At 71.8% G+C, this 20,281-nt stretch carries 18 protein-coding genes; 6 read left to right on the top strand and 12 right to left on the bottom strand.

The window, feature by feature from the left end:
- Positions 1–14: 14 nt before the first annotated feature.
- Complete coding sequence (locus ABZY31_RS23380; protein WP_356413324.1) at positions 15–839, top strand: hypothetical protein; 825 nt, start codon at positions 15–17, stop codon at positions 837–839.
- A gap of 147 nt (positions 840–986) precedes the next feature.
- Positions 987–1,142 carry a hypothetical protein gene (locus ABZY31_RS23375; RefSeq protein WP_356413354.1) on the top strand — a complete coding sequence of 52 codons (156 nt, stop codon included), beginning with the start codon at positions 987–989 and terminating at the stop codon, positions 1,140–1,142.
- 15 nt (positions 1,143–1,157) lie between these two features.
- On the opposite strand, the gene ABZY31_RS23370 is transcribed toward ABZY31_RS23375, so the two are convergent.
- Positions 1,158–1,502 carry a metal-sensitive transcriptional regulator gene (locus ABZY31_RS23370; RefSeq protein ID WP_356413322.1) on the bottom strand — a complete coding sequence of 115 codons (345 nt, stop codon included), beginning with the start codon at positions 1,500–1,502 and terminating at the stop codon, positions 1,158–1,160.
- A 216-nt stretch (positions 1,503–1,718) separates the two neighbouring features.
- On the opposite strand from ABZY31_RS23370, the gene ABZY31_RS23365 reads away from it, so the two are divergent.
- Both ABZY31_RS23365 and ABZY31_RS23360 read left to right on the top strand, forming a co-directional pair.
- Entirely contained in the window at positions 1,719–2,339 is a 621-nt protein-coding gene (locus ABZY31_RS23365) for a DUF47 family protein (protein WP_330331691.1), read from the top strand.
- A gap of 5 nt (positions 2,340–2,344) precedes the next feature.
- Positions 2,345–3,343, top strand: coding sequence for an inorganic phosphate transporter (locus tag ABZY31_RS23360; protein ID WP_356413320.1), 999 nt, complete (start codon positions 2,345–2,347; stop codon positions 3,341–3,343).
- Between the two features lie 118 nt (positions 3,344–3,461).
- Here ABZY31_RS23360 and pstB read toward each other — a convergent pair whose 3' ends face one another.
- From pstB to mshD, 7 genes are all read right to left on the bottom strand, one after another.
- Positions 3,462–4,238: a phosphate ABC transporter ATP-binding protein PstB gene (gene pstB / locus ABZY31_RS23355; RefSeq protein ID WP_356413318.1), complete on the bottom strand. Its 777-nt coding sequence runs from the start codon at positions 4,236–4,238 to the stop codon at positions 3,462–3,464.
- A 29-nt stretch (positions 4,239–4,267) separates the two neighbouring features.
- Positions 4,268–5,350, bottom strand: coding sequence for a phosphate ABC transporter permease PstA (pstA, locus tag ABZY31_RS23350; RefSeq protein WP_356413316.1), 1,083 nt, complete (start codon positions 5,348–5,350; stop codon positions 4,268–4,270).
- Complete coding sequence (gene pstC / locus ABZY31_RS23345) at positions 5,350–6,339, bottom strand: phosphate ABC transporter permease subunit PstC (protein ID WP_356413314.1); 990 nt, start codon at positions 6,337–6,339, stop codon at positions 5,350–5,352. The genes pstA and pstC overlap by 1 nt, the downstream gene beginning before the upstream one ends.
- A gap of 129 nt (positions 6,340–6,468) precedes the next feature.
- The gene (gene pstS / locus ABZY31_RS23340) at positions 6,469–7,611 is read right to left on the bottom strand and encodes a phosphate ABC transporter substrate-binding protein PstS (RefSeq protein ID WP_356413313.1); all 1,143 of its coding nucleotides are present in this window, start codon (positions 7,609–7,611) and stop codon (positions 6,469–6,471) included.
- A gap of 609 nt (positions 7,612–8,220) precedes the next feature.
- A complete protein-coding gene (locus ABZY31_RS23335; protein WP_356413311.1) occupies positions 8,221–9,192 on the bottom strand; it encodes a CHAD domain-containing protein in 972 nt (323 codons plus the stop codon).
- Positions 9,173–11,404, bottom strand: coding sequence for an RNA degradosome polyphosphate kinase (locus ABZY31_RS23330; RefSeq protein ID WP_356413309.1), 2,232 nt, complete (start codon positions 11,402–11,404; stop codon positions 9,173–9,175). The genes ABZY31_RS23335 and ABZY31_RS23330 overlap by 20 nt, the downstream gene beginning before the upstream one ends.
- A 216-nt stretch (positions 11,405–11,620) precedes the next feature.
- Entirely contained in the window at positions 11,621–12,550 is a 930-nt protein-coding gene (gene mshD, locus ABZY31_RS23325; protein WP_356413307.1) for a mycothiol synthase, read from the bottom strand.
- A 196-nt stretch (positions 12,551–12,746) separates the two neighbouring features.
- On the opposite strand from mshD, the gene ABZY31_RS23320 reads away from it, so the two are divergent.
- Both ABZY31_RS23320 and ABZY31_RS23315 read left to right on the top strand, forming a co-directional pair.
- Positions 12,747–14,564, top strand: a complete 1,818-nt coding sequence (locus tag ABZY31_RS23320; RefSeq protein WP_356413305.1) for a 5'-nucleotidase C-terminal domain-containing protein — start codon at positions 12,747–12,749, stop codon at positions 14,562–14,564.
- Between the two features lie 144 nt (positions 14,565–14,708).
- Positions 14,709–15,611 (top strand): phosphatidylinositol-specific phospholipase C, encoded by a 903-nt coding sequence (locus tag ABZY31_RS23315; RefSeq protein ID WP_356413303.1) that lies wholly within the window; start codon positions 14,709–14,711, stop codon positions 15,609–15,611.
- Here ABZY31_RS23315 and ABZY31_RS23310 read toward each other — a convergent pair.
- From ABZY31_RS23310 to ABZY31_RS23295, 4 genes are all read right to left on the bottom strand, one after another.
- Entirely contained in the window at positions 15,585–17,072 is a 1,488-nt protein-coding gene (locus ABZY31_RS23310) for a HAMP domain-containing sensor histidine kinase (RefSeq protein WP_356413301.1), read from the bottom strand. The two genes, ABZY31_RS23315 and ABZY31_RS23310, sit on opposite strands and share 27 nt — an antisense overlap.
- Entirely contained in the window at positions 17,069–17,812 is a 744-nt protein-coding gene (locus ABZY31_RS23305; RefSeq protein WP_356413299.1) for a response regulator transcription factor, read from the bottom strand. Before ABZY31_RS23305 ends, ABZY31_RS23310 begins: the two co-directional genes overlap by 4 nt.
- Before the next feature lie 94 nt (positions 17,813–17,906).
- The gene (locus tag ABZY31_RS23300; protein WP_356413297.1) at positions 17,907–19,121 is read right to left on the bottom strand and encodes a trypsin-like peptidase domain-containing protein; all 1,215 of its coding nucleotides are present in this window, start codon (positions 19,119–19,121) and stop codon (positions 17,907–17,909) included.
- Between the two features lie 121 nt (positions 19,122–19,242).
- Positions 19,243–20,265, bottom strand: coding sequence for a LacI family DNA-binding transcriptional regulator (locus tag ABZY31_RS23295; protein WP_356413296.1), 1,023 nt, complete (start codon positions 20,263–20,265; stop codon positions 19,243–19,245).
- Positions 20,266–20,281 lie beyond the last annotated feature (16 nt).

Here is a 20,281-nt window from a genome sequence, read left to right as displayed (position 1 = left end):
GGGGTTGGCAGGCGATGGTGGTGCACCAGCACAGGCGGCGCGGGGCGGCGGCCGCGGCCGTGGTGGCCGTGGTGACGCTCGCCGGGTGCGGCGGCCCGGAAGGGGCCTCCGCCGCGGCCGACGCGCGACCACCCGGCGATCCGGCGGCGGCCGTGCGCGGCGCCGCCGACGTACTGGCCCGCAGCGGCAGCGCCCAGGCCCGGACGGCGATGGAGATGGCCACCGGCGGCACCCGGGTCACGATCCGGGGCGAGGGCGGGGTCGATTTCGCGCAGCGGATGGGCCAGCTGCTGGTGATGCTCCCGGTCGACGTCACCGGCAAACCCGGCCACCGCCCGATCACCGAGCTGCTCACCCCCGGCGCGCTGTACATGAAGAACCGGGGCGCGGGCGTGCCCGTCGACAAGTGGGTCCGGGTCGATACGACGACCCTCGCGGACGGGAACCTCGTCACCGGCGGGGCCACCGATCCGATCGTCGCCGCCGAGCTGCTGCGCGGGGCGCAGGGGGTCACGTACGTCGGCGAGACGGACCTGTCGGGGACGAAGGTGCGGCACTACCGGGGCACCACCGACATCGGGCGGGCCGCGCGGAGCGCGTCGCCGGACGTGCGCAAGGCGCTGGAGGCGGCGGCGAAAGGGTTCAGCAACGACGCCGTTCCGTTCGACGCGTACCTGGACCACGAGGGGCGGCTGCGCAAGGTCCGGCACCGCTTCAGCTACGTCAACAATGGCGTGATCGATGTCTCCTCGACCACGCTGTTCTACGGCTTCGGGACGCCGGTGACGGTCGTTCTCCCCGCAAGCGGGGACATTTTCGCCGGGAAGATCGCCGACTAGCCGGTGCGGGGGAGACGCACCGCGCGATCGGGTCATGGGCGGGTATCCGGAAATGGTCCATCCGTGTCATGCGCGCAGCGAGTCGCGCTCCCTACGCTGAGAGCGGAGCAGTCCGATGCCCGGTGACGGCAGACAGAGGTGACGCGCGTGACTCCCGCAGGCGGTACGACGGTGCAGGACCTCGTGGCGCTCGCCGAGATCGAGCTGTGCGGTGAGCTGATCATCGCGGCGTCCGCCGCCGCCGAGGAGCGGCTCAGCCAGGACCGGATCGACGAGGTGCTCGGCGCGATCTGCTGCCCGTAGGTCCGGGCGGCGGTGTCAGGTCCGCAGCAGGCGGGCGATGGCCTTAGTCGCTTCCTCCACTTTGGCGTCGATCTCGGTGCCGCCCTTGACGGCCGCGTCGGCGACGCAGTGGCGCAGGTGCTCTTCGAGCAGCTGGAGCGCGAAGGACTGGAGGGCCTTCGTGCTGGCCGAGACCTGGGTGAGTATGTCGATGCAGTAGACGTCCTCGTCGACGAGCCGTTGCAGGCCGCGGATCTGGCCCTCGATCCGGCGCAGGCGCTTGAGGTGCTCGTCCTTCTGGTGGTGGTAGCCGTGCACGGGGCCGGCGTCGGGGGCGTCGCCCCGCGCGGGGCCGGCCGCCGCTGCCTCGGTGGTCGTCATGCGTCCTCCCGTGGTCCGTGGTGGGGCTGCCGGTGTCTGCGCACCTGTCTGCATACCCCTCATGGGTATAGGATACCGGCCGCCGCGCGCGGTGGCAGGGGTCCGTCGCGCCTCACTCTGCCTGATGGAGCACACTGGGGAACCGCCGGTTAGCCGTGGCTGGAGGATGCGCCTAGCATCAGCCTGACCGAATCCAATGCACCCCGAGGACCTCACGTGCGATTTCGTCTGACCCCCAGGGAGACGAGCTTCTACGACATGTTCGCCGCCTCCGCGGACAACATCGTCACGGGCTCGAAGCTCCTGATGGAACTGCTCGGGGCGGATTCGTCCGCGCGGGCCGAGATCGCGGAGCGGATGCGGGCGGCCGAACACGCGGGGGACGATGCCACCCACGCGATCTTCCACCAGCTGAACTCCTCCTTCATCACGCCGTTCGACCGCGAGGACATCTACAACCTCGCGTCCTGCCTCGACGACATCATGGACTTCATGGAAGAGGCGGTCGACCTGGTCGTCCTCTACCAGGTCGAGGAGCTTCCCAAGGGCGTCGAGCAGCAGATCGAGGTCCTGGCGCGGGCGGCCGAGCTGACCGCCGAGGCCATGCCCCACCTGCGGACGATGGAGAACCTCACCGAGTACTGGATCGAGGTCAACCGGCTGGAGAACCAGGCCGACCAGATCCACCGCAAGCTGCTCGCCCACCTCTTCAACGGCAAGTACGACGCCATGGAGGTGCTCAAGCTCAAGCAGATCGTCGACGTGCTCGAAGAGGCCGCCGACGCGTTCGAGCACGTCGCGAACACGGTGGAGACCATCGCGGTCAAGGAGTCCTGAACCTCGTGGACACCTTTGCGCTGATCGTGACCATCGGTGTCGCGCTCGGCTTCACGTATACGAACGGTTTCCACGACTCCGCGAACGCGATCGCGACCTCGGTCTCGACCCGGGCGCTGACGCCGCGCGCCGCGCTCGCGATGGCCGCGGTGATGAACCTCGCCGGTGCGTTCCTCGGCAGCGGGGTCGCCAAGACGGTCAGCAAGGGGCTCATCGAGACCCCGCACGGCGACAAGGGGATGTGGATCCTCTTCTCCGCGCTGGTCGGTGCGATCGTCTGGAACCTGGTCACCTGGTACTTCGGCCTGCCCTCGTCCTCCTCGCACGCGCTGTTCGGCGGCATGGTGGGCGCGGCGCTGGCGGGCGGGATCGGCGTCATCTGGCACGGGGTGCTGGAGAAGGTCGTCATCCCGATGTTCCTCTCGCCGGTCGTCGGCCTGGTCGTGGGCTACCTGGTGATGGTCGCGATCATGTGGATGTTCCGCAGGTCCAACCCGCACAAGGCCAAGCGCGGTTTCCGGATCGCCCAGACCGTCTCGGCGGCCGCCATGGCCCTCGGCCACGGTCTGCAGGACGCGCAGAAGACGATGGGCATCGTGGTGATGGCCCTGGTGATCGCCGATGTCCAGAGCGACGGTGACCCGATCCCGGTCTGGGTCAAGATCGCCTGTGCGGTGATGCTCTCGCTCGGTACGTACGCCGGCGGCTGGCGCATCATGCGCACCCTGGGCCGCAAGATCATCGAGCTCGACCCGCCGCAGGGCTTCGCGGCGGAGACGACGGGCGCGTCGATCATGTACACCGCGTCGTACCTGTACCAGGCGCCGATCTCCACCACCCACGTGATCACCTCGGCGATCATGGGCGTGGGCGCGACCAAGCGGGTCAACGCGGTCCGCTGGGGCGTCGCCAAGAACATCATCCTGGGCTGGTTCATCACCATGCCGGCCGCGGCCCTGGTCGCCGCGGTCAGCTTCTTCCTCGTGAACCTGGCCGTCGGCTAGCACGCGCGCGTACGAAAACGGGCCGGCTCCCCCCACCCAGGGGGAGCCGGCCCTTTCGCCGTGCGGTGGCACCGCCATGCAGCACCGCAGGACGCAGTGACATCCAGGGGGCTGCGGCTCAGCCGAAGCGGCCCGAGATGTAGTCCTCGGTGGCCTGGACGGACGGGTTGGAGAAGATCCGGTCCGTGTCGTCGATCTCGACGAGCTTGCCGGGCTGGCCGACCGCCGAGAGGTTGAAGAACGCGGTGCGGTCCGAGACGCGGGCCGCCTGCTGCATGTTGTGCGTCACGATGACGATCGTGAAGCGCTCCTTCAGCTCGCCGACCAGGTCCTCGATGGCGAGGGTGGAGATCGGGTCGAGGGCCGAGCAGGGCTCGTCCATCAGCAGGACCTCGGGCTCGACCGCGATGGCGCGGGCGATGCACAGGCGCTGCTGCTGGCCGCCGGAGAGGCCGGAGCCGGGCTTGTTCAGGCGGTCCTTGACCTCGTTCCAGAGGTTGGCGCCCTGGAGGGACTTCTCGACGATCTCGTTCAGCTCGGACTTCTTGAAGCTGCCGTTGAGCCGCAGGCCCGCCGCCACGTTGTCGAAGATCGACATGGTGGGGAAGGGGTTCGGGCGCTGGAAGACCATGCCGACCGTGCGGCGGACCGCGACCGGGTCGACGCCGGGGCCGTACAGGTTCTCGTCGTCCAGCAGCACCTTGCCCTCGACGCGGCCGCCGGGGGTGACCTCGTGCATGCGGTTCAGGGTCCGCAGGAAGGTGGACTTGCCGCAGCCGGAGGGGCCGATGAAGGCCGTCACGGAGCGGGGCTCGACGGTCATGGAGATGTCGTCGATGGCCTTGTGACCGCCGTAGAAGGCGGAGAGGCCGCTGACATCGATGCGCTTGGCCATGAGGGGTCACTTCGCTTTCATGAGTCGCGTCAGCGACCGGTCTTCGGGGCCTTCCAGCGGGCGATGCCGCGGGCCACCAGATTGAGGATCATGACGAAGGCGATCAGGACGAGGGCAGCGGCCCAGGCCCGGTCGTAGGAGGCTTCACTGCCGACCTTGTACTGCTCCCAGATGTAGAGGGGGAGCGAGGACTGCGCGCCTTCGAAGGGGTTGCCGTTGATCAGCTGCGAACCGAAGACCAGCAGCATGATCGGGGCGGTCTCGCCGGCGATGCGGGCCACGGCCAGCATGACACCGGTGGAGATGCCGCCGATGGCGGTGGGGAGGACCACCTTGAGGATCATGCGCCACTTCGGCACGCCGAGGGCCAGGGCGGCTTCGCGCAGCTCGTTCGGGACGAGCTTGAGCATCTCCTCGGTGGAGCGGACCACGACCGGCATCATCAGGATCGACAGGGCCATCGAACCGGCGAAGCCGGAGGGGCCGAAGCCGAGCATCAGGTTCCAGGTCGTCAGGATGAACAGGCCCGCGACGATGGAGGGGATGCCGGTCATGACGTCGACGAAGAAGGTCACGATCTTGGCGAGCGGGCCGCGGCCGTACTCGACCAGGTAGACCGCGGTCAGCAGGCCGACGGGGGCCGAGATCGCGGTGGCCAGGCCGACCTGCTCCATGGTGCCGAGCAGCGCGTGGTAGACGCCGCCGCCCTGCTCGAAGCTGGTCACGCCGTTCATCGAGTGGTTCAGGAAGTCCGCGTCGAGGGCCTTCATGCCGCGGGCGATCGTCGTCCACAGCAGGGAGACCAGCGGGACGACGGCGAGGACGAAGCAGACCCAGACGACGGAGGTCGCGATGCGGTCCTTGGCCTGGCGGCGGTTCTCGACGATCGCGCTGGCGGTGTACGTGATCACCACGAACAGCAGGGCCGCGAGCAGGCCCCACTGGGTCTTGCTGGTGAGGCCGAAGACGGCGCCGGCGGCGCAGCCGAGGACGACCGAGAGGAGCGCGATGCCGGCCGGGGCCCAGCGGGGCAGACCACCGCGGGTGAGGCCGGCGGGGGCGGCGGACTTGGCGGCCCGGGCGGGGCGCTGGTCCTGGAGTACGTGGCTCATCAGGCGTTCGCCCCCGAGAAGTCCTTGCGGCGGGCGATGATCAGCCGGGCCGCGCCGTTGACCAGCAGGGTCAGGAGGAAGAGCACGAGTCCAGAGGCGATCAGCGCGTCCCGGCCGAACTCGTTGGCCTCGCCGAACTTCGCGGCGATGTTCTGTGCGAACGTTCCGCCGCCGGGGTTCAGCAGGTGCCCGGAGATGAGGAAGCTCGGGGACAGTACGGTCGCCACGGCCATGGTCTCGCCGAGCGCGCGGCCGAGGCCCAGCATCGAGGCGGAGATGATGCCGGAGCGGCCGAAGGGCAGCACGGACATCCGGATGACCTCCCAGCGGGTCGCGCCGAGGGCCAGGGCGGCCTCCTCGTTCATGCGCGGGACCTGGAGGAAGACCTCGCGGCTGACGCTGGTCACGATCGGCAGGATCATGATCGCGAGCAGGATGCCGACGGTGAAGATCGAGCGGGCGACGCCGACCTGGGTCTTCTCGAAGACGTAGGTCCAGCCGAAGTACTCGTCGAGCCAGAGGTTCAGTCCGCCGAGGTAGGGGACCAGGACGAGGGCGCCCCAGATGCCGTAGATGATCGACGGCACGGCGGCCAGCAGGTCGACCACGTAGGCGAGCGGCCCGGCCAGCTTGCGCGGCGCGTAGTGCGAGATGAAGAGGGCGATGCCGACGGCGATCGGGACCGCGATGGCCATCGCGATGACCGAGCTGACGACGGTGCCGAAGAGCAGGACGGCGATGCCGAAGACGGGGGGCGTGGCCGAGGGGTCCCAGTCGAAGGTGGTGAGGAAGTTGCCCTCGTTGTCCGACAGGGCGATCGACGCGCGGTAGGTGAGGAAGGCGGCTATCGACGCCATGATCACCAGGAGCAGGATGCCGGAGCCCTGGGAGAGCCCCGCGAAGATCTTGTCACCGGCGCGGCCGGTGGACCTCGCGCTCCTCGTGACCGGCGGAGCCGGTTCGTGCTGGACGGGTGTGGTGGAAGCCATGGTCTTTCCGGTCTGTGTGGGGGGCGGGCCCCCTGGCGGCGGTGCACCGGATTCCCCTGGGTGGAGGGGAGGGGCCCCGCGGCGCCGGCCGCCCCGGACGGGGGGAGGCCGGCGCCGCGGGGCGCGGCATCAGGCGAGCGACTTGATGACTTCGCGGACCTTGGTGTTGATCTCGGCCGGGATCGGGGCGTAGCCGTTGTCCGTGAGCAGCTTCTGGCCCGCGTCGGAGGCGGTGTAGTTCAGGAAGGACTGCACGGTCTTCAGCGTCGCGGGCTTGTTGCCCTTGTCGCAGACGATCTCGTAGGTGACCAGGACGATCGGGTAGGCACCCTCGGCCTTGGTCGCGTAGTCGAGCTTCAGCGACAGGTCGGCGCCGGTGCCGACGACCTTGGCGGCGGCGATGGCCTTGGAGGCGTTCTCGCCGGTGGCCTTGACCGGGGCCGCGGCGCCCGTGTTCACGTCGACGGTCTTGATGCTCTGCGAGCTGGCGTAGGAGAGCTCGAAGTAGCCGATCGCGCCGTCGGCGGCCTTCACCTGGGCGGCGACGTCGGAGGAGCTGCCCGCGGCCTGGCCGCCGGGGGCGGCCCACTTCTTGGCGGGCTCGTAGCTCCAGGCGTCGGGCGCGGCGGTCTTCAGGTACTTGGTGAAGTTCTCGGTGGTGCCCGAGTCGTCGGAGCGGTGGAAGGCCTGGATGGCGGTGGAGGGAAGCGTGACGCCCGGGTTCAGCTTCTTGATCGCCTCGTCGTCCCACTTCTTGATCTTGTCGTTGAAGATCGCGGCGATGGTGGGGGCGTCCAGGGTGAGCTTGTCGACGCCGGCGACGTTGAAGCCGATGGCGATCGGGCCGCCGACCATGGGCAGGTTGATGCCCTGGCCGCCGGTGCAGACCTTCTTGGAGTCCTCGACCTGGGCGGGCTTCAGCGGCGAGTCCGAGCCGGCGAAACCGACGGTGCCCTGGTTGAAGGCGACGATGCCCTCACCGGAGGAGATCGACTTGTAGTTGACCTCGACGCCGGAGCAGGCGGCCATGTAGTTCTTCACCCACAGGTCGACCGCGTTCTTCTGGGCGGAGGAGCCGGAAGCGAGGAGCTGGCCCTTGGCGTCGTCGCACTTGACGTCGCCAAGGGCGGCGGCGGAGGGCTTCGCCGCACCGGAGCCGTTGTCCTTGGTGGTGTTGTCGTCCGAGCCGCACGCCGTGAGGACCAGGGCACCGGACACGACGAGCGCACCGAGCACGGAGGCACGGAGCCGGTTGTTGCGCTGAAGCTTCACTTTCGGGTGTTCCTTCCAGAAGCCGCCGGCCGCTTTCTGTGTCGGGGCGGCGTGCGAAGAGGACTGCGGGGTGGTGCGGGGCGCTGGGCTGCTGGGCCTGGGGTTGTCCCCGGGTCCTTCGGGCCGCGGTCCGCACCGTGTGGTTCCGAAATTAGGCAGATCAGGTGAAGCGGCCGACGGGGGTGGGTGAACGGACGGTGAACCGTGGCGGACGGCATGGGGTGGGTGGTGGTGTCGGGGGCGGGGGGTATCGGGCCGTTACCTTGCCGTTATTGTGCCGTGACGGTTTCGGGGGCGGGGGTGCGGGGCCCGTGGCCGGGGGGTGGCCGGAAACCGCTGCTCACTCCAGCCTCGCCGGGCGCGGCCCGTCCCGGTTCTCCGCTGGGTCGCGGCATGTCCAGCCTCGCCGGCGTTTGAGGCGCCCCCGGAGGGCGGGAGGGCTGCACCCGGACTCGGAGGGCCGTCCCCGTGGTGCGTGCCGCCGGGTGGGGCGCTGGCGCTTGTGGGCCCACCGGGGGCGCCTCAAACGCCGGCGGGGCTGAGATGGGCTGGGGTCCGGCTCGGCTGGGACTGGCTCCGGGGGCGCCTCAAACGCCGGCGGGGCCGGGGTTAGACCGGGGCTGGGAGCCAGAGGTGGTGGAAGGTGAAGCGGGCGGCTTCCACCTCGTGGCGCTGGTCGGCGTGGAGGACGCCCAGGGCGTAGGCCGTGGCGGGGGCGATGCGGGGGGTGCGGGCCGCGGCGGAGGAGGCGGCGGCGGCCTCGGCGGCATCGCGGTGGCGGTCCAGGGCCCCGCAGGCCGCCGCGAGGCGGGTGACGTCCTCGCCCAGGGCCTCCCGCGCGTAGCGGTGCGCGCGCAGCAGGCGGCGCACCTCGTGCCAGGGCGCGTCCTGGCGGGTGTCGTCGATGAGCGCGTCGGCGTTGTACGGCCGGGCGGCCCGGGTCAGCGGCAGGGCGGTGACGGCCGCGGCGAGCCGGGACTCGGCCAGGGCCGCCAGCGGGACGAGGACCTCCTCGGCCCGGCCCCGCGCCGCCACCGGGCTCAGCGGCACCTCGGAGGCCAGTAAGGCCACCGCGTCGGCCAGCGCGTGGAAGCGCGAGGAGCCCAGCGCCTGGAGGGTGGCCGAGTGGGCGCGCGTACGGGCCAGGGTCAGCTGCCGTTCCAGCAGGGCGGCCGCGCGGGCCGCGCCCACGGTCAGCGCGCCGGAGCCGGCCGCACCGCGCGGCGCGGGGACGTCCGGGGCCCCCGAGAGCCGGTGCAGCGCGTCGAGCAGCCGGGTGAGCCGGGCCCCGTGGGCGTGTTCGTCGGCCAGGGTGGAGGACAGCCAGACCAGTTCGGTGCGCAGGCCGTCGGCCCAGGCGGATTCGGTGACCGGCCGGAAGGTGGCCAGGGTCCCCCCGAGCCGGCGCGCGGCCCCCCGCAGGCCGCGCGCCGCCTCGTTCCCGCCGTCCGCGGCGTCCCCGCCCGCCTCGTGCGGGCGCAGCCCGCGCAGGAAGGCGGTGGCCTGGGAGCGCAGGTAGGCGCCGAGCACGTCGCCCGCCGTCGCCGTACCCGCTGTCAGGTCATGGTTTTGCAGAGCCACGCCGGCGCCTCCGGGCGTCTATGAGCATCTCCTGTACGTGCCGCAGCGGCTGCCCCTCGGCATCCGTGCAGTGCCGGGTCCAGTCCCCGTCCGGGCCCAGGTGCCAGGAGGAGGTGGCATCGGACATGCCGGTCTCCAGCAGCCGGTCCAGGGCCGCGCGGTGGGCCGGGTCGGTGACCCGGACCAGGGCCTCGATGCGGCGGTCGAGGTTGCGGTGCATCATGTCGGCGCTGCCGATGAACACCTCGGGCTCGCCGCCGTTGGCGAAGGCGAAGACCCGGGAGTGTTCGAGGAAGCGGCCGAGGACGGAGCGGACCCGGATGTTCTCCGAGAGCCCGGTGACGCCGGGGCGCACGGCGCAGATGCCGCGCACCCAGATGTCGACCGGCACGCCCGCCTGCGAGGCCCGGTAGAGCGCGTCGATCAGTGCTTCGTCGACGATCGAGTTGAGCTTGAGCCGCACGTACGCAGGGCGGCCCGCCTTCTGGTGGGCGGTCTCCTTGTCGATCCGGGAGACGAGGCCGTCGCGCAGCGATTTGGGTGCGGTCAGCAGCCGGCGGTAGGTCTCGCGGCGCGAGTAGCCGGAGAGCCGGTTGAAGAGGTCGGAGAGGTCCGCGCCGACCTGCGGGTCCGCGGTGAGCAGGCCGAGGTCCTCGTAGAGCCGGGCGGTCTTGGGGTGGTAGTTGCCGGTGCCGACGTGCGCGTAGCGGCGCAGCGTCTCGCCTTCCTGGCGGACCACGAGGGAGAGCTTGCAGTGCGTCTTGAGGCCGACCAGGCCGTAGACGACGTGGCAGCCGGACTCCTCCAGCTTGCGCGCCCACTTGATGTTGGCCTGCTCGTCGAAGCGGGCCTTGATCTCGACGAGCACGAGGACCTGCTTGCCGGATTCGGCGGCGTCTATGAGGGCGTCGACGATGGGGGAGTCGCCCGAGGTCCGGTAGAGCGTCTGCTTGATCGCGAGGACGTCCGGGTCGGCTGCGGCCTGTTCCAGGAAGGCCTGGACCGAGGTGGAGAACGAGTCGTACGGGTGGTGCAGGAGCACGTCGCGTTCGCGCAGCGCCGCGAAGATGTCCGGGGCGGAGGCCGATTCGACCTCGGCGAGGTCGCGGTGGGTCCCGGCGATGAACTTGGGGTACTTCAGCTCGGGCCGGTCCAGGGAGGCCACGCCGAAGAGCCCGGTCAGGTCGAGCGGGCCGGGTAGCGGGTAGACCTCGGCCGCGGAGATCTTCAGCTCCTGGACGAGCAGGTCCAGGACGCCGGCGTCGATGGACTCCTCGACCTCCAGGCGCACGGGCGGCCCGAAGCGGCGCCGCATGAGCTCCTTCTCCAGGGCCTGCAGGAGGTTCTCGGCGTCGTCCTCCTCCACTTCGAGGTCCTCGTTGCGGGTCACCCGGAACTTGTGCTGCGCCAGCACCTCCATGCCGGGGAACAGCTCCTCCAGGTGCGCGGCGATGACGTCCTCCAGCGGGACGTAGCGCTGCGGGGAGGCCTCCAGGAAGCGGGAGAGCAGCGGCGGGATCTTGACGCGCGCGAAGTGGCGGTGGCCGCTGACGGGGTTGCGGACGACGACGGCGAGGTTGAGCGAGAGCCCGGAGATGTACGGGAAGGGGTGCGCGGGGTCCACGGCCAGCGGGGTGAGCACCGGGAAGATCTGGTTGCGGAACAGGGTGAAGAGGCGCGCCTGCTCCTTCTCGGTGAGGTCGTGCCAGCGGATGAGGTGGATGCCCTCTTCGGCGAGCTGGGGGGCCACGTCCTGCTGGTAGCAGGCGGCGTGGCGGGCCATGAGCTCGCGCGAGCGGGTCCAGATCAGGTCGAGGACCTCGCGGGGCTGCAGGCCCGAGGCCGAACGGGTGGCGACGCCGGTGGCGATGCGCCGTTTGAGGCCGGCCACCCGGACCATGAAGAACTCGTCGAGGTTGCTCGCGAAGATCGCGAGGAAGTTGGCGCGCTCCAGGAGCGGGGTCGCCGGGTCCTCGGCGAGTTCCAGCACCCGTTCGTTGAAGGCGAGCCAGCTGCGCTCGCGGTCGAGGAAGCGGTTGGCGGGCAGCTCGCCGTCGTCCTTGAACTCGTACGCGTCGAGATCCGCGTCGAGGTCGGGTTCGAGGTCCACGTGCGGGCGGTGCGCGGCTATGGACCCCAGCCGGGCGTGCCGCTCGGCCTGGGAGTGCTGGACGGGAACCTCGGTGGGGCTGACGCCGGGCTTGTGGCTCATGACTCCATTCTTCCGCGCACGCGGAAGGACAGGCGCGTCGGAAGCGTCCGCGGGGGGTGGAAGTCCAGGCTGCATGTCCGGAGAGTCGCAAGCGCGTCTGAATGGCCGGTGAATGGCGTGTGGCATCCAGGGTGCGGCTGGTGCGGCTGGTGCGGCAGGGGGTGCGGGGGGTGCCGGGGCGCGCGCGGGCGCGCCCCGGACGTCCTCGCGGGCCGCTCAGCTCTCGGTGCGGTACATCAGGTCGACCTCGTGGGTGACGAAGCCGAGGCCCTCGTAGACGGCGAGGGCGGCCGGGTTGTCGGCGTCCACGTAGAGCATCGCGGTGGGGAGGCCGGATGCGGCCAGATGGCGCAGTCCGACGGCGGTCAGCGCCTTGCCGAGGCCGCCGCCCTGGGCGCCGGGCAGGACGCCGACGACGTAGACCTCGCCGAGCCCCTGCTCGGCGTGGACCTTGGTCCAGTGGAAGCCGACGAGCTTGCCGTCGCGTTCGGCGAGGAAGAAGCCCGCGGGGTCGAACCAGGGCTGCGCGATCCGGTCGTCGAGGTCCCGCTGGTCCAGCGAGCCCTGTTCGGGGTGGTGCGCGAAGGCCGCCGCGTTCGCCGCGAGCCAGGCCGCGTCGTCGGCGCCGGGCACGAAGGTGCGTACGGTCACGCCCTCGGGCAGGACCGGCTCGGGGAGCGGGGCGGCGTCCGGGCCGAGCGGGCGGCGCAGCTGGCGCAGCTCGCGGAAGAGGGTCAGGCCGAGGACCTGCGCGAGGTGGCGGGCGGCGGAGCGGCCGCCGTGCGCCCACATCCGGATCCGCTTGCCGGAGGCGGCGAGCAGGGCCTGGCCCAGCGCCCGGCCGTGGCCGCGGCCGCGCAGCGCGGGGTGCACGACGAGTTCGGCGGCGGGTGCCTCCACCGGGTCGGTGTCCTCCAGTTGCGCGTATCCGGCGAGCCGGCCGTCGGCGGTCAGCAGCAGGTGCCGGACCCCGGCGCGGCGGCCGCCGCGCAGCTGGAGCCGTCCCTGCTCCGAGACGGCGGTGGTGCCGTCGGTACGGGCCGCTTCCCCGATCAGCTCCAGTACCGCGTCGGCCTGTTGCTCCGTCAGTTGGTCGAGGGTCTCGATCTGCCGTCCCGGTTCACGGGCCGCTGCTGCGTCAGTCATGTGACGAGCCTACGACCGCGGCCCCGCCCGCAGGTGCCCCGCGGGCCCTCGCCGCGGTGGTCCGGGTGAGCGAAACCACACCGGATACGCCCGCGCGTAACCGGCTCGCAACCCGTTACCCCCTGTCGTGCTACGCGCGTTGACCATAGGCTGCGGCTCACCTCCCAGTCCGTACCGCTGTCCAAAAGGGGACTACATGTCAGCGACGCCGCAACGGCACCGCCGAGCCCGCCGGTTGACCCTCGCCGCCCTCGCCCTCACCGCGGGAGCCGGGGCCATGGTCGCCGCCGCCCTCCCGGCCGGGGCCGCCAGTGGCGGCGGTGCCGGCCCGGGCCGCACCGTCGACGTGCAGATGCTGTCCTTCAACGATTTCCACGGCACGCTGGAGGCGCCGCAGGGCTCCTCCGGCAGCGTGAGCGAGCGTCAGGCCGACGGCACCACCAAGTCCATACCGGCGGGCGGTGTCGAGTACCTCGCCACCAGCCTGCGCGAGGCCCGCAAGGGGCACGAGTACTCCGTCACCGCCGCCGCCGGTGACATGATCGGCGCCAGCCCGCTGCTGTCGGGGCTCTTCCACGACGAGCCGACCATCGAGGCGATGAACAAGCTCGGCCTCGACGTCACGAGCGTCGGCAACCACGAGTTCGACGAGGGGAAGACCGAGCTGCGCCGCATGGCGTACGGCGGCTGCCACCCGGTCGACGGCTGCTACGAGTACGGCAAGACCTTCACCGGGGCGCGGTTCCCGTACCTCGCGGCGAACGTGACGGACGAGAAGACGAAGCGTCCGCTGATGTCGCCCACCTTCATCTGGAAGAAGGGGGACGTGAAGATCGGTTTCATCGGCGTCACCCTGGAGGGCACCCCGGACGTCGTGACCGCCGAGGGCGTCAAGGGCCTGAAGTTCGGTGACGAGGTCGAGACGATCAACAAGTACGCCGAGGAGCTGAACCGGCAGGGCGTCAAGTCCATCGTCGCGCTGGTCCACGAGGGCGGCCTGCCCGCCAGTGGCGCGTACAACTACGACTGCGACGCGCCGGGCGCGGGCGCCGGGATCTCCGGCGCGATCGTGGACATCGCCAAGAACGTGGACCCGAAGGTCGACGCCCTGGTGACCGGCCACACGCACCAGGCCTACGCCTGCACCATCCCCGACCCGGCGGGCAACCCGCGCATGGTCACCTCCGCCGCGTCCTACGGCCGGGTGTTCACGGACACCACGCTGACCTACGACCGGCAGACCAAGGACATCGTCCGTACGCCGCTCAGTGCGCCGAAGCCGCTCAACAAGGTCGTCACCCGCGACCAGGCCAAGGCCGCGGACATGAGCGAGCTGATCGAGCGCTGGAACACCCTCGCGGCGCCCATCGCGAGCCGTCCGCAGGGGTTCATCGCGGCGGACATCGCGGGCCGCGGCTCCGCCGCCTTCGAGAAGCCGCTCGGTGACGTGATCGCCGACGCGCAGCTGGAGGCGCTGGCCCCGGCGGACAAGGGCGGCGCGCAGCTGGCCGTCATGAACCCGGGCGGCATCCGCGCGGACCTGGCCTACAAGGCCGCGGGCGCCGAGGGCGACGGGGTCGTGACCTACGGCGAGTCGTACACGGTGCAGCCCTTCACCAACATGATGAACGTCGTGGACCTGACCGGTGCGCAGCTCATCACCGCGCTCCAGCAGCAGGTCAGCGGCCCGGTGAACGGCGCGAACCCGAAGATCCTCCAGGTGTCGAAGGGCTTCACCTACACCCTGGACACGACGAAGACGGGCGCGGACCGGATCGTCGTGGACTCGGTGAAGCTGAACGGCGCGGCCCTCGACCCGGCGAAGACCTACCGGGTCGCGATGAACGAGTTCCTCGCGGGCGGCGGTGACGGCTTCACCGTCCTGAAGGAGCACAAGAACAAGCTGGTGGGCGCGTCCGACCTGGACTGCTTCAACGCCTACCTGGCGCAGCACGCGACCCAGGAGGCGCCGCTGGCGCCGCCGGCGGCCGACCGGATCACGGTCGTCCAGTAGGTCGCGCGGGCAACTCGCGCGGGGCGGCGGGCCGTTGGGCTCGCCGCCCCTTCGCGTTTCCGTGCTTACCCGTGGGTAGCAATGCCGGGCTCCGCACGCCATAATCCGGGCCACCACTGGGTCGGCGAAGGGGCGGGCATGGGCATGGGCGAGGCAGCGGGAACGGACCGGCGGAGGTTCCTGGCCGGGGCGGCGGCGGTGGCGGCGGGCATGACGCTCACCGGGCTCCTCGGACCGGCGGCCACCGCCTCGGCGGCGGCCCTCGCAACGCAGGACTGGATGGCCGGGGTGCCCGACGCCACCCCGCTCCAGCGGATGACGGTCCCCGGCACGCACGACTCCGGCGCCCGGCAGGGCGGCCTGTACGTCGCCTGCCAGAACACCTCCATAGCCGAGCAGCTCGACTCCGGGATCCGCTTCCTCGACGTGCGCTGCCGGGTCACCGGGGGCTCCTTCGCCATCCACCACGGCGCGTTCTTCCAGAACCTGATGTTCGGCGACGTGCTGGTGGCCTGCTGGAACTTCCTGGCCGCGCGCCCCACCGAGACGGTGCTGATGCGGGTCAAGCAGGAGTACTCCGAGGAGAGCGACGCGACCTTCCGCGCCGTCTTCGACGACTACCTCGACCACCGTGGCTGGCGGCCCCTGTTCCGGATCGCCGACGCGCTGCCCACCTCGCTCGGACAGGCCCGCGGCAAGGTGGTGCTGCTCGCCGACAACGGCGGGCTGCCGGGCCTGCGCTACGGCGACGGCGCGGTCTTCGACATCCAGGACGACTACCAGGCCGAGCCGTTCGCCAAGCGCACCCGGATCGAGACGCAGTTCCGCAGGTCGGTGCAGCAGCCCGGCAAGCTCTTCATGAACTACACCAGCACCGCCGCGGGCCTGCCGCCGCGCTGGAACTCCGACCGGCTGAATCCCCAGGTGCAGTCCTTCGTGGACGGCGGGGAACTGGCCGGGCGGACCGGGCTGGGGATCGTGCCCATGGACTTCCCGAACACCCGCTCCGGGCTGGTCGCCTCACTGATCCGGCACAACCCCGCCTGAGCCGTCCGCGTCCCCGTCGGCGCCCGCCTCCGCGTCCCCGGCCGCCGGGAAGCGCGGCGGCGGGGCCGGGGCGCCCGGGAAGCGCAGGACCGCCTCCGTGCCCGGGCCGCCGCCCGGCGCCGCCCGCAGCTCGGCGGTGCCGCCGGTGCGCTGCACCGTGCGGGCCACGATGGACAGGCCCAGCCCGCTGCCGGGCAGGGCGCGGGCCGAGGGGGAGCGCCAGAACCGGTCGAAGACGTGCGGGAGGTCCTCGTCGGGGATGCCGGGCCCGTGGTCCCGTACGGTCAGCTCGCCCGCCCGCAGCGTGAGCGCGACGGCGCCGCCGGGCGGGCTGAACTTGACCGCGTTGTCCAGGATGTTGACCAGCGCCCGCTCCAAGGCGGGGGCCTCGCCGCGGACGTACCAGGGCTCCAGGTCGGCGGTGAAGGTCAGCTCGGGGCCGCGCAGACGCGCCCGCGACAGGGCGTTGCCCGCGATGTCGTGCAGGGCGACGACCTGGAGCGGGCCGGGGGACGCGGCGTCGGGGCGGGAGAGCTCCTGGAGGTCGCCGATGAGCGAGGCCAGTTCGGTCATCTGCGCCTTCACCGAGGCGAGCAGCTCCTTGCGGTCCTGCGGCGGGATGGCCCGGCCGGTGTCCTCGCTGCGCACGAGCAGCTCGATGTTGGTGCGCAGCGAGGTGAGCGGGGTGCGCAATTCGTGGCCCGCGTCGGCGATCAGCTGGGCCTGCCGGTCCCGGGAGGAGGCCAGGGCGCTGGTCATCGAGTTGAAGGAGCGCGAGAGCCGGGCGATCTCGTCGTCGCCGGTGTCGGGGATGCGGACGGTGAGGTCCTCGGTGCGGGCGATGTGCTCGACGGCGCCGGTCAGTTCGTCGACGGGCCGCAGGCCGGTACGGGCCACCCACAGCCCGGCCGCGCCCGCGCCGACCACGCCGACGCCGGCGACGAGCAGCAGCACCCAGGCCAGGGTGGACAGCGGCTTGTCGATGTCGGCGAGCGGTTTGGCGACGGAGACGGCGAAGGAGGGTCCGCCGGGGTTGCTCTGCATCGTGTAGACGCGCATGCCCACGCCGTCCGGGGTGGTCACGTCGTGCAGGATGGGCCGGGCCCCCACGTCGCCCGCGACCGCGCGGTCGGCCTTGGTGACCGGGAGGTTGGCCAGCCCGCCGATCCAGCACCGGGTGCCGTCGGCGAGGACGATCTGTACGGTCGCGTTCAGGTTCCCCGCGATCTGCTGCGCGGGCTCCGGCGGCCGCAGCACGCAGCCTTCGCGCAGCGACCGGACCACCTGTCCGCTGACGTTGGTGGACATCAGGGAGCGGTCGAGCTGGTCGCTGAGCTGGGTGCGGACCATCACCCAGGACACGCCCGCGACCGCCGCCACGGCGAGGGCCACGGCGACGGCGACGAGCAGGGCCAGGCGCGAGCGCAGCGGCAGCCCGCGGAATCTGGCGGCCGGACTCATTCGGGCCCGCCGCTGTCGCCGGAGACGGTGGCGCGCAGTACGTAGCCGACCCCGCGGACGGTGTGCACCAGGCGCGGCTCGCCGCCCGCCTCGGTCTTGCGGCGCAGGTACATCACGTACACGTCCAGGGAGTTGGAGCTGGGTTCGAAGTCGAAGCCCCAGACGGCCTTCAGGATCTGCTCGCGGGTGAGGACCTGGCGCGGGTGCGCCAGGAACATCTCCAGCAGGGTGAACTCGGTGCGGGTCAGCTCGACGGCGCGCCCGGCCCGGGTCACCTCGCGGGTGGCCAGGTCCATGCGCAGGTCGCCGAAGGTCAGGACGTCCTCGGCGGCGGCCGGGGAGTCGGCGGCCGCGGCGTAGGAGCTGCGGCGCAGCAGCGCGCGGACCCGGGCGAAGAGCTCGTCCAGCTCGAAGGGCTTGACCAGGTAGTCGTCGGCGCCCGCGTCCAGGCCGGTGACCCGGTCGCCGACGGTGTCGCGGGCGGTCAGCATGAGGATCGGGGTGACCGAGCCGGCGGCGCGCAGCCGCCGGGCCGCCGTCAGGCCGTCCATGCGGGGCATCTGGATGTCCAGGACGATCAGGTCCGGGGCGTACGCGGCGGCCTTCTCCAGGGCGTCGAGCCCGTCGACGGCGGTCTCGGTGCCGTACCCCTCGAAGGCGAGGCTGCGGCGCAGGGCCTCGCGGACGGCCGGTTCGTCGTCCACGACGAGTACGCGCGCTTCGCCTTCGGCGGGATTCATCGTGGGGCTCCCCAAGTCGTCGTTCGGTGGTGCGGCGGCCGGCTCCAGCCTGCCACGGCGGCCGGCGCGGGCGGGGCCGGTGCGCGGGGCGCGGTCAGTAGGAGGTGCCGAAGCCGTCGGCCGCGCCGTCGGTGGCGGTCCCGTTGCCGCCGTCGGCGCTTCCGGCGCCGCCGGGGCCGCCCTTGCGCAGGGAGTCCAGGTCGGCCTTGACGGTGTTGCCGGGGATGGCGAAGCCGAGGCCGACGCTGCCCGCGCCGGAGCTGTCACTGGACGGCGAGTAGATCGCGGAGGGCATCCCGACGATCTCGCCGTTCATGTTGACGAGCGCGCCGCCGGAGTTGCCGGGGTTGAGCGAGGCGTCGGTCTGGATGGCCTTGTACGAGGTGGTGTTCTGGCCGGTGGTGCCGTTGAACTGGCGGCCGCCGTAGGAGAACGGCCAGCTGCCGCCGCCGCCCTGCCCGCGCTGGCCCTGCGGGGCCTGCTGCTCCGACTTGGGCACGTTGACCTCGCGGTTCAGCGCCGAGACGATGCCGCTGGTGACGGTGCCGGTGAGCCGGTCGGGGGAGCCGATCGCGACGACCTGGTCGCCGACCCGGACGGTGTCGGAGTTGGCGAACCGGGCGGGCTTGAGGCCGCTCGCGCCGTTCAGCTTGATCAGCGCGAGGTCCTTGTCGGGGTCGGTGCCGAGGACCTTCGCCCGGTACTTCTTGCCGTCGCTCATCGTCACCTGGACCTCGGCGGCGCCGCTGACGACGTGGTTGTTGGTGACGATCTCGCCGTCTGCGGTGACGACGACGCCTGAGCCGGTGCCCTGGCCCGCCGCGGTCGTCGTGTCGATCCGCACGACCGAGGGGCTGACCTGCTCGGCGACGCCCGCGACGGTGCCGATGGTGGACTGCGAGACGGGGGAGCCGTTGACGGCGCTCTGCGCGCCGTCGCGGTGGCTCAGGTACTGCTGGATCCCGGCGGAGGTGCCGCCGCCGACGAGCGCCGCCACCAGGGCGACCGCGGTGAGCAGGGCGAAGGGGCGGCGGGGGCGGGCGTGGCCGGCGGCCGCGGGGCCCGCGGCGTGCGCATGCCCGGGGAACGGGGGCTGCGGCTCGTGCGCCTCGAACCAGCCGGGCGCGGAAGCCGCGTACGGGGCTCCGGGGGCGGTCGGGGGGTGGACGGGCGGCGGCGGGTACGCGCCGGCGTCCCGGGCGCCGTGCGCCGGTCGGTCGTGACCCTGCTGCCGGGACTCGCCGAAGGGCGCGTCCTGGTGGGGGCCGTTCTCCTGCGGGTCGCCTTCGCGGCGGAAGCTGTCGGTCATGGAGACGACTCTGCGCCGGGATCATGAGAGCTTCCTGAGTCTCCGCTGAGAAGCCCGACAGAACCGTGTATGCCCGATATAAGGCCGACGGCCGTACGGCGCCGGGAGGGGTGCGCCGGGGTCAGCGGCAGCCGCAGGAGCGGCGGATGACCAGAGCTGAGGGGAACTGCTTCAGCCGCTCCCGCCGGGACCCCGCGACGCGCAAGGCGTCGTCCAGGACCAGGTCCACCGCGGCCCGGGCCATCGCCGGGCGGTCCGAGGCGACGGTGGTCAGCGGCGGGTCCGTCAGCCCGGCTTCCTTCACGTCGTCGAAGCCGGCCACGGCCAGCTCCCCGGGCACGTCGATCCGCAGCTCGCGCGCGGCCCGCAGCACCCCGATGGCCTGGTCGTCGGTGGCGCAGAAGATCGCCGGAGGGCGCTGCGGCCCGGCCAGGATCTCCAGCGCGACCCGGTAGGCGTCGTAGCGGTTGTACGGGGCCTGGAACAGCCGGCCCTCGGTCGGGCGCCCGGATTCCCGCATGGCCCGCCGCCAGCCCTCGACGTGGTCCGCGACCGGGTCGCCGACCTCGGGGGTGTTCTCGACGCCGCCGAGGCAGGCGACGTACGCGTGGCCGTGCTCCAGCAGGTGCCGCGTGGCGAGCTGGGCGCCGCCGATGTCGTCGGTGACGACGGCGACGTCGTCGATCGCCTCGGGGCGCTCGTGCAGCAGCACCACCCGCGCGTCCCAGGCCTCGATCTCGGCGGCGGCGCGCTCGCTGGGGCCCTGGCTGACCAGGATCAGCCCGGAGACCCGCATGCCGAGGAACGCGCGCAGGTAGTGCACCTCGCGCTCGTCCCGGTAGTCGGAGTTGCCGACCAGGACCATCTTTCCGCGCTCGGCCGCGGCCTGTTCGACCGCGTGCGCCATCTCCGCGAAGAACGGCTGCCGGGCATCGGGGACGATCATGCCTATGAGGTCGGTCCGCCGGGACGCCATGGCCTGTGCGACCCGGTCCGGGCGGTAGCCCAGCTCCTTGATGGCGGCGAGGACACGCTCGCGCGTGGCCGGGGCGACCGGCCGGGGTCCGTTGTTGATGACGTAGCTCACGACCGCGGTAGACGTTCCCGCAAGTCGTGCCACATCGTCCCGCGTCACCTTGGCCACGCGGGGGAGTCTACGC

It is taken from the genome of Streptomyces sp. NPDC006529 (assembly GCF_040611795.1).
Lineage (GTDB): Bacteria > Actinomycetota > Actinomycetes > Streptomycetales > Streptomycetaceae > Streptomyces.
Note: the sequence above shows the minus strand (reverse complement) of the source record. Positions and strands in the feature narration are given on the sequence as shown.